Here is a 272-nt window from a genome sequence, read left to right as displayed (position 1 = left end):
CCATTGACGATTCGCATCGATGACCCAAAGTTTGGTGTACCGACATAGAAATCCTGTTGGAGCTCTGTTAGATCTAGAGCATTAGAAGAGACCTTTTCATTGGTTGCGACTCTAAGAAGGAAGACTTCATCTTTGGTGACACTGTTATGTGAAACACTCGCCACGGCGTTTGCAGCCAATACTGAGAAGGACGAGAAAGCTCCCAACAACAATGTTAGGAGTACGGATAAAAATGGCTTGTTTAGAAATCGCATGGTTACCACTTTTTGTTC

At 43.4% G+C, this 272-nt stretch carries 1 pseudogene; it reads right to left on the bottom strand.

What is annotated here, in order from left to right:
- Nucleotides 1–254: pseudogene (locus AB4486_RS25560) on the bottom strand (hypothetical protein); the annotation flags it as partial.
- Nucleotides 255–272: the final 18 nt, after the last annotated feature.

It is taken from the genome of Vibrio sp. 10N.222.55.C6 (assembly GCF_041473395.1).
In the GTDB taxonomy this organism is placed as follows: domain Bacteria; phylum Pseudomonadota; class Gammaproteobacteria; order Enterobacterales; family Vibrionaceae; genus Vibrio; species Vibrio crassostreae_C.
Note: the sequence above shows the minus strand (reverse complement) of the source record. Positions and strands in the feature narration are given on the sequence as shown.